Consider the following 12,265-nt stretch of genomic DNA (forward strand, 5'->3'; position numbering starts at 1 on the left):
GCCACCGCGCCGGGTTTTTTATTGCTTAAGTTTCCCCAAACCCTCAGAGCCTCTGACTTGTCACGCTGATGAGGGACCTATTCAGGGCCTCGACATTGATCGGGGGCTTCTAGTTTTCGGCTCCACCACACCCATTGCTCCGAGCTGGGAGTGCTGTGAGAGCCGATTCAATTCCCAAACATGCCCCACGGAGTCGAGCGCATGGAGTATCTACAGCGCCTGCTCGACAAGATCGACAGGTTCGAATTGTTGATTGCGGGCCTGATTGGGGCCGTTGTTGCGAGCTGGTGGCACAAGGATGACTTGTCCGACTGGCGTGCTTGGATGGTGTTCTTGGTCACCGGGGTTGCGTGCTCTCTGTACCTGACGAGCATGGTCAGCGCCTACCTGAATGTCACTGAGCCGAAGATCGTCGCCGGGATTGGTTTTCTCCTGGGCACGTTCGGTGGTTCGCTCCTGGCAGCAATCAACCGAGCCATCAAAGCCGCTGACCTCTGGGCGCTTATTCGCCAGCGGTTCGGGGGAGGCAATCCACCATGAATCTTGAACTGATCAACTCCATCGCCTGCGGCCTCATCGCCTTCTGGGCAGCCTGGTGCGTACTGAGCGGGAAGGTGAGGGACGGCATCCTCGGGAAGCTGATCTACACCACGATCGCCATCACGGGGTTTGTTGTGTCGATGCGTAGCCAGAACATCTTCTTCGGCCCGACCACTGCTGGCCTGACGCTGCATGTCGCCCTGGCCATGGCCGGCGCCCGCCATATCTTCATGGTCACCTACTGGCAGACCGTGAAGGCCTGGCTGTGCAAGACGCTGAACTGCGAGCAGTGCATGGGTTGCCCGAAGGCGCCAGAAAGCATCGACCAGCCAAAGCAGTAATTCGCGCCACGTTTTCGAATGCGCAAAATCGTGGCGCGAGACAGGAGTAGGGCATGACCGTCAAGGTTCTTGAGTTCAAGCGGGAAGACTGGCGCGATGCCGCCAAGACCTTGCGCAAGATTGCCGACGACCTCGACGCAGGTGAGCACCCCGAATGCACCGTAGGCGCTTTGACGCTGATCGGTGCGAAGGGAGAGGTGACCGTGTTCGGTCTCGGGCCCAAGTGCGATGACCTTCAATGCCTGGGTGCCATGCGCCTGGGCGAGCAGAAGCTGATTGATGTGCTGCTGGACAGCCAAGACTAAGGATTCCGCATGACAACCAAGCAACCCGACTGGGAGCGCATTGAACAGCTCTTCCGGGCTGGCTTGCTCTCAGTGCGTGAGATCGCCGCTGCCTGCGGCGTCTCCCATACAGCGATCAACAAGCGGTCGAAGGCTGAAGGCTGGGATCGTGACCTGAATGCCAAGATAAAGGCCAAAGCCGATTCACTGGTTTCCAAACGAGAGGTTTCCACAAAGGTTTCCACGGAAACACTGGCAACCGAGCGTGGAATCGTAGAAGCAAATGCTGAGGTCATTGCTGACATCAGGATGGCCCACCGAGGCGATATCTCTCGCGGCAGGCGGCTCACCAACAAGCTGCTGGATGAGTTGGAAGGGCTGACCGACAACCGGCACTTGTTCGAAGAGCTGGGCGAACTGATGCGCGACCCAGACGACAATGGTTTCGACAAACGTAACGACCTATACGGCAAGGTGATAAGCCTGCCGGGCCGCTCCAAGACGATGAAGGAAATGGCCGAAACTCTGAAGACTTTGGTTGCTCTGGAGCGCCAAGCCTACGACCTCGACACCAAATCCGGCGGCACTGATGCCGACGAGCTGTCCAAGCTGATGGACGATCTATCGAAGGACGCCTGACCATGAAGCCCGAGCACATGAAGCTGCTGCGGGACAAGTTCTGGCGACTGAACAACCTGTACTTCATCACGGACAAGCAGGGCAAGAAGGTCCGCTTCCGGATGACGGACGAGCAGATCGAGTATTTCCAGGGGATGCACACGCGGAACCTGATCCTTAAGGCTCGGCAGCTTGGCTTCACCACCGAGTGCTGCATCATTCAGCTCGATGCCGCGCTGTTCGAGTCTGCCAAGTGCGCACTGATCGCCCACACCCTGAACGACGCCAAGCGCTTGTTCCGGGAGAAGGTGAAGTACGCTTACGACAACCTGCCGAAAGAGATCCGCGCCGCGAACCCTGCGAGTAATGACGCAGCCGGTGAACTGGTATTCAGCAAGGGCGGATCGCTCTACGTCAGTACTTCATTCCGGGGCGGCACGCTGCGTTACCTGCACGTGTCCGAGTTCGGGAAGATCTGCGCCAAGTTCCCACACAAGGCCCGCGAAATCGTCACTGGCGCCTTCGAGGCCGTGGCTACTGACTGCTTTGTCACCATCGAATCAACAGCGGAAGGCAGGGCCGGCTACTTCTTCGACTACTCGCAGAGCGCTGAGAAGCAGCAACTATCCGGCGTGGCCCTGGGCCTGCTGGACTGGAAGTTCTTCTTCTTCAGCTGGTGGAACAACAAGGCTTACTGGCTCGACCCTGCTACAGCGATCATCCCTGATCGCCTGACCGCTTACTTCGATGAGTTGGCAGCCAAGCACGGGATCGCCGTCAACCCAGGTCAGCGCGCCTGGTACGCAGCCAAAGAGAAGACCCTCGGCGACGATATGAAGCGGGAATACCCGTCGATCCCCGCCGAAGCCTTCCAGCAATCTATCGAGGGCGCCTACTACGCCAGGCAGTTCGCCAAGCTGTACGGCGATCAGCGAATTGGCGTGTTACCGGACAATAGCCACCTACCAGTGATCACCATTTGGGATATCGGCGTCAGCGACTCGACAGCCATTTGGTTCGTTAGGCAGGTTGGCGAGCAGTACCACGTTATCGACTACTACGGAAACTCAGGAGAAGGCCTGCGGCACTACATGAAGGTGCTGAAGGATAAGGGTTACACCTATTCCGAGCACTGGGGCCCGCACGATATCGAGAACCGCGAGTTCGGTAGTGATGCCAAGACGCGCAAGGACATAGCGCGCGAGGGTTACGAAATCGATGGCCAGATATACCGCATGACTTTCCAAGTCGTGCCGAAGATTGGCGTTGACGACGGAATCGAGCAGGCAAGGGAGATCCTGGCGCGCTGTGCCTTCGATGAAGCCAAGTGCGAAGAAGGCATCACCTGTCTGGAGAACTACCGAAAAGAATGGGACGACAAAAAGGGCTGCTGGAAGGATAAGCCGCTCCATGACTGGTCATCCCACGCGGCGGATGCATTCCGGTACTTCGCTGTCGCCAAGAGCGCCCGGAAGCCGGTCAAATCAATCAAAATGGGATTCGCACGCTAATGGCAGACGTCACCTATACCCGCCCGGAGTACGACGCGGCACAGTCCCGTTGGCGGCTGGTGCGCGACGTGTGCAAGGGCTCCGAGACCGTGAAGGCCCGAGGAGATCACTACCTACCTCGGCCGAATGCGCAGGACACGAGCGACGACAACAAGGCCAGGTTCAACACCTACCTGATGAGAGCCGTGTTCTACAACGCTACTGGCCGTACCAAGAACAGTCTCGTCGGAGCAGTGTTTCGCACCTGGCCAACCTTGACAGCGCCCGCGGCGCTTGAATACGTCGCAAAGGACGTCGATGGTCAGGGCATCAGTATTTACCAGCAGTCGCAATCAGTCATCGGGCACATCCTCGAAGTCGGCCGACATGGGCTACTTGTTGATTACCCAAGCGTTGAGCCTGGTTCAACCAGCAAAGCAGACAGCGCTGCGCTGGGTATCCGCCCAACCATCGCCAGCTACAACGCCGAATGCATCGTCAACTGGAAGACTCGCAAGGTCGGCGGTCAGTACCTGCTGAGTTTGGTAGTGCTGAAGGAAGTGGTCGATAAGGACACCGATGATGGTTTCGGCGTCGAGAGCAAAGATCAATATCGCGTGCTGCGCCTGAATGACTCTGGCCTATACGAGCAAGAGCTGTGGACCACTGATGGTGGTCAGTGGGCGGCTACTGAGGCTCGGACGCCCCTGGACGGGCAGGGGAAGCCCTGGCGGATCATCCCGTTCATGTTCGTGGGCAGTGAGAACAACGATTCTTCAATTGATGACTCCCCGCTGTACGACATGGCCGAGATCAACATCGGCCATTACCACAATAGTGCGGACTACGAGGATTCAGTTTGGTTCTCGGGCCAGCCTCAGTTCTGGATTGCCGGTCTCGATGAGGCATGGCGCGATCATTTGGAACAAAACGGCATCTATGTCGGCTCGCGTGCACCGCTTACGCTGCCGGCGAACGGTTCCTGCGGGTTTGCACAGCCTGAGCCAAACACCCTCGTTAAGGAGGCCATGGACGGCAAGAAAGAGGACATGGTCTCGCTCGGCGCCCGGCTGATTGAGCGCGGTAGCGCGGTGAAGACCGCAACCCAGGCTGACAACGACAGCGCGGCAGAGCACAGCATCCTGTCGCTGGCCGTGAGCAACGTCAGCGAGGCATACAGCCAGTGCCTGATGTGGATGTGCGCGTTCGAGAACGTCGCCGGCGAAGCGCTGCTGAAGCTGAATCAGGACTTCACGCAAGTGAGCCTCGACGCGGCAATCATGGCCAGCCTGTTCAATGCAGTGCAGGCCGGGCGCGTGCCGGAGTCTGACTTCTGGCAGTACCTGCGCGATCGCGGCGTGATCGATCCAGAGAAGACCGACGACGACATTCGCGGCGAGCTCGAAGCGAATCCAGTAGGCCTTGGCCTGGACGATGAGGACAAACTAAATGGCGGCAAACCAAGCGATCCTTGATGCCACCATTCGGCACGCTGTCTTCCTCGAAAGGCTGAAGGCGGGGGAGGTGAAGAAGTTCACCCCCTTCCTCAAGGAGATCGACCGCTCGCTGCGTGAGCGACTGACGAAGTCCGATCTGACCGGTTTCAGTCGCAAGCGCATGGAGAAGCTGCTCGATGAGGTGGATAGCCTGCTGCTGGGCATCTTCACCCGCTTCACCGATCAGTTGACCTTGGACTTGATCGACCTGGCCAACTACGAAGCACAGTTCGAGGCAACGAGCCTGACGAAAGCGGTACCGGCCGGCATCAGCCTTGAGGCTGCGATTCCCTCTGTCACGGCGATTCGCTCGGCAGTGATGAACAACCCGCTCAGCATCCGAGAGGGCGGCAAGCTGCTCAAGCCGTTCATCAAGGATTGGACGACAGCCGAGCGCGAGCGTGTCACCGGAGCAATCCGGCAAGGATTCTTCGAAGGGCAGACAAACTTCCAGATCCTGCAGAACATTCGAGGCACGAAGGCAGCAGGCTACGCCGACGGCATTCTGGCTATCACTGACCGCAACGCCTCAACGGTGGTGCGCACTGCAATCCAGCACGTTGCCAGCCAGGCGCGCATGGAGACGGCCAAGGCCAACACCGACGTGGTGACCGAGATTCAACTGGTAGCCACGCTAGACAGCAAGACCAGTCAGGTGTGCCGAACCCTGGACAAGCGCCGCTTCCCGGTGGACTCGGGCCCAAGGCCACCGTTCCACCCGAACTGCCGAACCACCTTCGTACTGCTGACGCGTCTGAGCGATATGTTCGCAAAGGGGGCGACAAGGGCCTCAGTAGGGGCAAGCGGCGCCGGCCAGGTCAGTGCTGACCTCGACTATTACCACTGGCTCAAGCAGCAGCCAGCCGCTTTCCAGGACAAGGCGATCGGCAAGGCCCGCGGCGCGCTGTTCCGCAATGGCGGCCTCAGCGTCAAGCGATTCTCTGAGCTCCAGCTAGACCGCAACTTCGAACCACTGACGCTCGTTGAGATGAAGGCCTTGGAACCTTTGGCCTTCGAGCGCGCAGGCATCTGATCCGCAGGCCGAGCCTGCAAACCAGTCCCAGGGGGACAGCATGAAATACCTGATCGACAAAGCAGCATATGACGCGCTGGAGCCATCCTTGCAAGTGTTTTACAAGGCCCAGGGCGAAGACTACGTATTGGCGGTAGAAGGTTTGCCCGCGCCCGAGGACACCGCCGGCCTGAAAGCCAAAGTGGAAGAACTGCTGCGGGAGAAGAAGGACGAAAAGACCCGGCGCGAACAGGCTGAGCAGTCGGCCAGGCTGGCAGCTGAAGAAGCAGCCCGCAAGAACGGTGACACCGAAGCGCTCGACCGTAGCTGGAACGAGAAGCACACCGCCGCCCTGGCTGAAAAAGAAGGGGCTCTGACCTCTCTGCAGGCCCAGGTGCACGCGCTGACGGTAGGTGCCACCGCTGCCCGTGTCGCTGGTGAGCTGGCCGTCCAGGGTTCCGCTGCAGTGCTTCAACAAATCATTGAGCCTCGCCTCTCCATGGAGTTGCGCGAAGGCAAGCCCACCGTCGTGGTGCTGGACGCTGAGCGCCGGCCTACCGCTCTGACGGTAGAAGAGTTCAAGACGCAGCTGTTCAACGATGCCGCCCTGGCGCCGTTGATCGCTTCAAGCAGGGCTTCTGGCGGCGGGGCTGCCGGTGGCAAAGGCGGCGGGGCCGCAAAACCGTGGAACCAATTGACCGGCATGGAGCGCGTAGAGCTTCGCCGAACCAACCCCGCCGAGCACGCGCGCCTGAAGGCCGCAGCTGAGGCTCAGTAAAAGGATATTCTGCAATGCCAACCATTCTTTCCGATGTCATCTTCCGCGACGAACTGCGGGACTACATCACCGTCAACAGCGTTGAGCGCACTGCGTTCTTCGAGTCGGGAATCCTGACCACCAACAGCGACATGAGCACGCTGCTGGCCAGCCCATCCAACACCTTCACCATTCCATGGTGGGTTGACCTGGACGCGTCCATCGAGTCGAACTACTCGAACGACGTGTACACCGATATCGCGGTACCGCTGTCCGTGCATACCGCCAGCATGCAGGCGCGCGCTGCGTACCTCAACGAAGGCTGGAACTGCATGAATCTGGTGAAGAACATCACCAAGCAGGATCCGCTGGAGTTTGTTGCTGGTCGCTTGCTCAGCTACTGGCGCAAAGTGGCTCAGCGTCGTGCGATCGCCACCACCATCGGTATCTACAACGACAACGTGGCTGCCAACGACGGCGACATGGTCGTGGATGCTGGCGGCACCATTAGCGCAGCGGCAATCATCCGTGCCAAGGCGACCATGGGTGACTACAGCGGTCAGCTGGGCGGCCTGAGCGTCATCGCGATGCACTCCGCCGTTCAAACTGAGCTGCAGATCCTCAACCTGATCGATTTCACCCCGATCGCTGACCAGATTCCAGAATTCGGTCGCTTCCAGGGTATGCGCGTCGTTGTTGATGACAGCATGCCGGTGATCGCTGGCACGCCGAACAAATACCTGTCTGTGATCTTTGGCCCGGGCGCCCTCGGTTTCGCCGAGCAGCAGCCAGAAGGCGAAGACGGCCTGGAATACGAGCGTGCGCCGGATCGCGGCAACGGCGGCGGCACGGAGACCTTGTGGACTCGCCGCAACTTCGTTGTGCACCCACTTGGCTACTCGTTCCTGAGTGCGACCATCACCGGCACTCCGACCACCAGTCGCCCGATCTCGGCGAACTGGGCCGATCTGGCGCTGGCCACCAACTGGGAGCGCAAATTCGACCGCAAGCAGGTTCCGCTGGCTTTCATCACTTCCACCGTAGCAGCCTAATCAATAGCCGGCCCTGCGGGGCTGGCAACATTGAAGGAGAGTCATCATGGCAGTAGAAAAAGACAAGCACATCGATCCCAACGTCAAGGCGCGCTGGGGGTTTGGCGGTACCGCTGATAACATTACTGTCGGTCCTGAATCGGTCGGTGAAACAGGTGGCGTCGACAGTGTGCGCACCGAATCTGATGAGCCAGCCGCTCGCAAAAACGGCGGCGGCGCTGACAAGAAATCCACCACCAAGGAATAACCCATGCTCATCATCGAGGACGGCACCGGCAAGCCGGACGCAGACAGCTACTCGACCGCAGCGGAACTGGTCAGCTATGCCGCAAGGTACGGTGTGACCATTCCAGCGGAGCCGGTAGCACAGGAAGCGCTGCTGCGCCGGGCCGCCTTGGCGATGGATGGCATGAACTGGAAAGGATGCCGGGCCAACCATGACCAGGCTCTAGCCTGGCCTCGCCGCGGCGTAAACATCGACGGTGAGAACAAGCCGTCAGATTACATTCCTGCACGTATCCAGTACGGGCAGATGGCCCTCGCGGGTGAGATCCACATTGACGACATCGACCCGATCGATAAGCGCAAAGGCGCCGTGACGCTCGAACGTGTCGAGGGTGCGGTGACTCGCGAATATGCCTCCATCAGCAACACCAGCGGCCGATTGCTGCCGGCAGCGCCTGACCGGCCGAGCCGCACACAATTCGCTGACTACCTTCAAAAGCGCGGGCTGTTCGCCATCCGCGCATAACAGCCGGAGCCACCATGGCCTTCTACGACGAAATGGCCGCGTTGGCTCTCGAATTGATCGCTGAGTTCGGCCAACCAGTAACGTTACGGGACATCCAGGCCGCCGAGTACGACCCCGATAACCCGGCCGGCGGTGATGTGATCATCGAGCAAACCGCCCAAGGCATCCTGCTCGACTTCACTGGCCTCGAATTCCAGAACGACACCCTGATCGTGCGCGGCGACAAGAAGCTAAAGGTCGCGGCGCTGGGCATGGCATGGAAGCCAAAGCCGCTGATAAAGGCTGACGTGCAGGGAAAGACGTGGACGGTGATCAACTTCAAGGAGATCAACCCGGCCGGCACGCCGATCCTGTATGAGTTGCAGGTGCGCTCATGAAAAAGTACGCAGGTCAGCAGGGCAGCTTCGGATTACAACTGGCCGAGTTTGCAGAACAGGCCAAGGAAGCGGTGGACGCCAGCCTTCGCGAGATCATCATCGAGGTCGGCAACTCGCTGATTCGGATGTCGCCGGTCGACACCGGCCGGTTCCGTGGCAACTGGCAGATGTCGATTGATGCTCCGCCGGCGGGTGCGCTCAGCACGCTTGATCCTACCGGGGCTGAAGCCACGGCGCGCATCGCAGGCGAGTCGATCCTGTTCCGGGCTGGGACCACGGCCTTCATCGTGAACAACCTGCCTTACGCCATCCCGCTCGAGTACGGCCACTCCGATCAGGCGCCGGGCGGCATGGTGCGCATCACCCAGGCGCGCTTTCAGCAGATCGTCGAAGAAGCCATCAGGAATAACCAGGTATGAGCCATAACATCATAGCGGCCGCTTTCGAGTCGCGCCTGTTGGCCTGGGCCAGGGCTCGAGCCAAGCCACTGAAGGTGGTGGTGGAGAACGAGACCTATACCCCGGCTTCCGGTGAGACGTACCTGCGGTTCTTCACTCTGCCGGCGGTAACCACCAGCAACACGCTCGGCGGCGACCACCACCTGTACGTAGGCGTGTTCCAGGTGAACATCGTTGCACCCTCCGGCAAGTACCGGACAGAGGCCAGCGGCATCGTGGATGAACTGGCCGCGCTGTTCCCGGTGAACCTGCGCATCCCGCGCGCCGGTCTGATCGCCATCGTGCTGACGCCAGTTGGCCCAGGCCCAGGCATTCCTGAAGGCTCCACCTACACCGTGCCGGCCTCGTTCCAATACCGAGCCGACACCAACTGAATTCGCCCGCTGGGCAAACCCAGAACCCGCCACTGAGCGGGTTTTGTCATTTCTGCAAAGAGGAAAATACACATGGGCTTTCGACTCCCCAACGGCGCGACCCTGCAAATCGCTTCGACCTACGGCCCGGCTATCCCGGTAACCGCGCTGAGCAACGCAAATCCAGCGGTAGCGAGCGCAGCGGCCCACGGCCTGACTGATGGCGACATCATCGCTGTGACCTCGGGCTGGACCCGCCTGAATGACCGCGCTGCACGCGTGGCCAACAGCCTGACCGGCACTTTCGCCCTGGAGAACATCAACACCACCAATCTCCAGCCATACCCGGCCGGCTCTGGCCTGGGTTCGGTACGCGAAGTAACCGGTTTCGTTGAGATATCGCAGATCACCGACGTGGCAACCACGGGCGGCGACCAGCAGTTCCTGACCTTCGGCTTCTTGGCTGACGATGACGACCGCCAGATCCCGACCACCAAGAACCCGATCAGCATGTCGTTCACCGTAGCGGATGACCCGGCCCTGCCGTACGTGCCGGTGGTTGAGGGCGCCGACGAGGATAAAGTGACCCGTGTACTGCGCCTGAACCTACCGAACGGCGACAGCATCCTCTACAACGCCTACGTGACCATCACGTCGACCCCGGCCCTGTCCCGCAACAACCTGATGACCCGCGTCATCACTCTGTCGCTGGCTGGCCGCCCAACCCGCTACTCCGCAGTGGCGGTGTAACCGATGGCCAAGATCAAGATCGCACCAAACCCAACGTTCAAGGCCAAGGTGCAGATCCCCCGCGTGGGCGGTGAAGCAGTGGCCGTGGACTTCGAGTTCAAGTACTTGGACCGCATTGCGCTCTCGGCGCTCTTCGACCGCTGGAACACCGCGCGCGACGCGCACGCAACCAAGGTGCAAGACGAAGGCATGTCCTGGCAGGACGCCACGGCCTCCGAGATCGCGCTGCAGGTGAATCAGCTCAAGGACATCGTCAGCGGCTGGGGCTTCGACGAGAAGCTGTCCGACGAGTCCATGACTGCACTGGTAACCACCTGCGTAGGTGCGCCCAAGGCAGTGCTTGAGGCGTATCAGGCAGCCTACCAGCCGGCCCGCCTGGGAAACTGACCGGCGTCGCCCGCATCCTGTACGAGCAGGGGCCATCAGAGGCTGACCTGGCGGCCTTCGGCATGACCAAGGCCGACATCCCCGATGAAGAGTTCGAGGTCTGGCCAGATAACTGGCCGGCCTTCCTACTGTTCGAGGCGATGTCCACGCAGTGGCGTGTGGGTATGGGCGGCGCCGTGGGCCTGGACTACAACGCCATCAAGCCGGTGGCCAGCATGATAGGCCTCAAGCGCGCAGAGCTGACGCAGGCTTTCCCTGACCTGCGGATGATGGAGGCAGAGGCACTGCTGGTGATGAGCGAGAGCAGGACGTAGACAACCAACATAACGCGGCATAGCCGCAGGAGGAATTATGGACGCCAAAGAACAAATCGAGAAAATCATCCTTTCGGACACTTTAATCCGATCCGTTAATTGGCATGCTGGCGTAAGCGGTTGGGAGCTTACGCCAGATGGCTCATTCCGTATCTACGGGCAACCGATCAAGCAAGGCCATTCTGCTTGAGCCAATCAATCACTTGAGACTGGTCGTTCACCAGAAAGCGGAGAGGGCGCTCATACGCTTCTTTCGCACTGCTGCCTTGCAGAGCTGAAGGAGCATCGTGGATAAACTTTTCGGCCAAAGCTGTCAATGCCTCGTTATTGAAATTCGGCGAAGACTTCAGAGCCATGGCAATGGCATTCATCGCCATGAAAAGCCCAAGCTCAGTTGGCGTCATTGCAACTTCGATATCTGATTCGCTGCTCAATTTGACCTCCAGGTCATAAACGCGCCGATATTGGCGCTATCCCAGTCCTTGGGCTTGCGGACGAAGGACTGGGAAATCCTTATTCGGCAGTCTTCATTCCGTCATATGGGAGAAGGGTAATGTCGACTTGCAATAGGTGCCCATTCTCACCCCTAACAATTTCCAGCGGCACTCCAGGCGAGAGCATCTGGGTAACTACCCACCCGCCGCTGAAGGTGTACTTCACTTCAACGGGGGTAGGGGCACCTCGGAAATTCATGGTAAGAGATTTTCCGACGGGGGTATTTTTTAGTGCCTCTTCAAGCTGCTGAGAAAGGTCCGCGTTACGCTTCATTTGGTTTCTCCGTAGATGAGGCCATACGCTACTACTGGCCGATGGTCGGGCGTTACTGGGGATTCGTACAGGCTGCTTTGGTGCTTCCCGTGGATGGTGGTAGATTGCCGCTATCTACAGGGAGCTGATTATGAAGCGTTTGGTGGTGATGGGGATGTTCGGATTGCTTCTGTCCGGGTGCGGCAATAGCGATATAAATGGCGCCAGGGAAGAGGTGAAACGCAACTTAAACGACTCGGCATCAGCTGAGTTCAGAGGGGAGAAGGTTTATCGCCTTCCCGACAATACGGTCGTATGTGGCGAAGTAAACGCCAAGAATAGCTATGGTGGATATGCAGGGTTCTCGAAGTACGTGGTCGAGGGGGTGGGAACCAGGCCGGTGGCCAAGTTCGGGGAAGCCATGCAAACGGACATAAGCATTACCTGCCAGTTTGCGGAAACGAATTCGAAGTTGAATAAATAGATCAATTGAACCCAATAGCCCGCTACTAAGCGGGTTTTTTTACGCCCGGAGAAA

General features: G+C 59.3%; 20 protein-coding genes. 18 read left to right on the forward strand and 2 right to left on the reverse strand.

What is annotated here, in order from left to right:
- Nucleotides 1–201 precede the first annotated feature (201 nt).
- The 17 genes from AC4PS6_RS03030 (at nt 202) to AC4PS6_RS03110 (ending at nt 10,980) form a co-directional block, all read left to right on the forward strand.
- Nucleotides 202–540 carry a hypothetical protein gene (locus AC4PS6_RS03030; protein WP_003175039.1) on the forward strand — a complete coding sequence of 113 codons (339 nt, stop codon included), beginning with the start codon at nt 202–204 and terminating at the stop codon, nt 538–540.
- Complete coding sequence (locus tag AC4PS6_RS03035) at nt 537–881, forward strand: hypothetical protein (protein ID WP_339231116.1); 345 nt, start codon at nt 537–539, stop codon at nt 879–881. The genes AC4PS6_RS03030 and AC4PS6_RS03035 overlap by 4 nt, the downstream gene beginning before the upstream one ends.
- Before the next feature lie 53 nt (nt 882–934).
- On the forward strand, nt 935–1,186 hold the full coding sequence (locus AC4PS6_RS03040) for a hypothetical protein (protein ID WP_008431846.1): 252 nt from the start codon (nt 935–937) through the stop codon (nt 1,184–1,186).
- Nucleotides 1,187–1,195: 9 nt separating this feature from the next.
- The gene (locus tag AC4PS6_RS03045) at nt 1,196–1,804 is read left to right on the forward strand and encodes a hypothetical protein (protein ID WP_339231111.1); all 609 of its coding nucleotides are present in this window, start codon (nt 1,196–1,198) and stop codon (nt 1,802–1,804) included.
- Between the two features lie 2 nt (nt 1,805–1,806).
- Nucleotides 1,807–3,294 (forward strand): terminase, encoded by a 1,488-nt coding sequence (locus tag AC4PS6_RS03050; protein ID WP_339231108.1) that lies wholly within the window; start codon nt 1,807–1,809, stop codon nt 3,292–3,294.
- Nucleotides 3,294–4,748 carry a DUF4055 domain-containing protein gene (locus AC4PS6_RS03055; RefSeq protein WP_339231105.1) on the forward strand — a complete coding sequence of 485 codons (1,455 nt, stop codon included), beginning with the start codon at nt 3,294–3,296 and terminating at the stop codon, nt 4,746–4,748. The genes AC4PS6_RS03050 and AC4PS6_RS03055 overlap by 1 nt, the downstream gene beginning before the upstream one ends.
- Nucleotides 4,723–5,802, forward strand: a complete 1,080-nt coding sequence (locus AC4PS6_RS03060; protein ID WP_339231103.1) for a minor capsid protein — start codon at nt 4,723–4,725, stop codon at nt 5,800–5,802. The genes AC4PS6_RS03055 and AC4PS6_RS03060 overlap by 26 nt, the downstream gene beginning before the upstream one ends.
- Nucleotides 5,803–5,842: 40 nt before the next feature.
- On the forward strand, nt 5,843–6,559 hold the full coding sequence (locus AC4PS6_RS03065; protein WP_492180663.1) for a hypothetical protein: 717 nt from the start codon (nt 5,843–5,845) through the stop codon (nt 6,557–6,559).
- A 14-nt stretch (nt 6,560–6,573) separates the two neighbouring features.
- Nucleotides 6,574–7,590 (forward strand): hypothetical protein, encoded by a 1,017-nt coding sequence (locus tag AC4PS6_RS03070; RefSeq protein ID WP_339231097.1) that lies wholly within the window; start codon nt 6,574–6,576, stop codon nt 7,588–7,590.
- Nucleotides 7,591–7,636: 46 nt separating this feature from the next.
- Nucleotides 7,637–7,837: a hypothetical protein gene (locus AC4PS6_RS03075; RefSeq protein WP_339231096.1), complete on the forward strand. Its 201-nt coding sequence runs from the start codon at nt 7,637–7,639 to the stop codon at nt 7,835–7,837.
- 3 nt (nt 7,838–7,840) lie between these two features.
- Nucleotides 7,841–8,341 carry a DnaT-like ssDNA-binding protein gene (locus AC4PS6_RS03080; RefSeq protein WP_339231094.1) on the forward strand — a complete coding sequence of 167 codons (501 nt, stop codon included), beginning with the start codon at nt 7,841–7,843 and terminating at the stop codon, nt 8,339–8,341.
- Between the two features lie 14 nt (nt 8,342–8,355).
- Nucleotides 8,356–8,718 (forward strand): hypothetical protein, encoded by a 363-nt coding sequence (locus tag AC4PS6_RS03085; RefSeq protein ID WP_339231091.1) that lies wholly within the window; start codon nt 8,356–8,358, stop codon nt 8,716–8,718.
- Entirely contained in the window at nt 8,715–9,137 is a 423-nt protein-coding gene (locus AC4PS6_RS03090; RefSeq protein WP_339231089.1) for an HK97 gp10 family phage protein, read from the forward strand. The genes AC4PS6_RS03085 and AC4PS6_RS03090 overlap by 4 nt, the downstream gene beginning before the upstream one ends.
- Nucleotides 9,134–9,550 (forward strand): phage tail terminator-like protein, encoded by a 417-nt coding sequence (locus AC4PS6_RS03095; protein WP_492180665.1) that lies wholly within the window; start codon nt 9,134–9,136, stop codon nt 9,548–9,550. The genes AC4PS6_RS03090 and AC4PS6_RS03095 overlap by 4 nt, the downstream gene beginning before the upstream one ends.
- 72 nt (nt 9,551–9,622) lie before the next feature.
- Nucleotides 9,623–10,279 (forward strand): phage tail protein, encoded by a 657-nt coding sequence (locus tag AC4PS6_RS03100; protein WP_339231084.1) that lies wholly within the window; start codon nt 9,623–9,625, stop codon nt 10,277–10,279.
- 3 nt (nt 10,280–10,282) lie between these two features.
- On the forward strand, nt 10,283–10,666 hold the full coding sequence (locus tag AC4PS6_RS03105) for a phage tail assembly chaperone (protein WP_339231081.1): 384 nt from the start codon (nt 10,283–10,285) through the stop codon (nt 10,664–10,666).
- 62 nt (nt 10,667–10,728) lie between these two features.
- Nucleotides 10,729–10,980 carry a DUF1799 domain-containing protein gene (locus AC4PS6_RS03110; RefSeq protein WP_339231079.1) on the forward strand — a complete coding sequence of 84 codons (252 nt, stop codon included), beginning with the start codon at nt 10,729–10,731 and terminating at the stop codon, nt 10,978–10,980.
- A gap of 167 nt (nt 10,981–11,147) precedes the next feature.
- On the opposite strand, the gene AC4PS6_RS03115 is transcribed toward AC4PS6_RS03110, so the two are convergent.
- Complete coding sequence (locus AC4PS6_RS03115) at nt 11,148–11,414, reverse strand: hypothetical protein (RefSeq protein WP_339231077.1); 267 nt, start codon at nt 11,412–11,414, stop codon at nt 11,148–11,150.
- Nucleotides 11,415–11,493: 79 nt separating this feature from the next.
- The gene (locus AC4PS6_RS03120) at nt 11,494–11,748 is read right to left on the reverse strand and encodes a hypothetical protein (RefSeq protein ID WP_492180666.1); all 255 of its coding nucleotides are present in this window, start codon (nt 11,746–11,748) and stop codon (nt 11,494–11,496) included.
- A 130-nt stretch (nt 11,749–11,878) separates the two neighbouring features.
- Between AC4PS6_RS03120 and AC4PS6_RS03125 the strand changes: the two genes are divergently transcribed.
- Nucleotides 11,879–12,211, forward strand: a complete 333-nt coding sequence (locus AC4PS6_RS03125) for a hypothetical protein (RefSeq protein WP_339231075.1) — start codon at nt 11,879–11,881, stop codon at nt 12,209–12,211.
- Nucleotides 12,212–12,265 lie beyond the last annotated feature (54 nt).

This window comes from Pseudomonas sp. DW-iso17 (assembly GCF_058725345.1).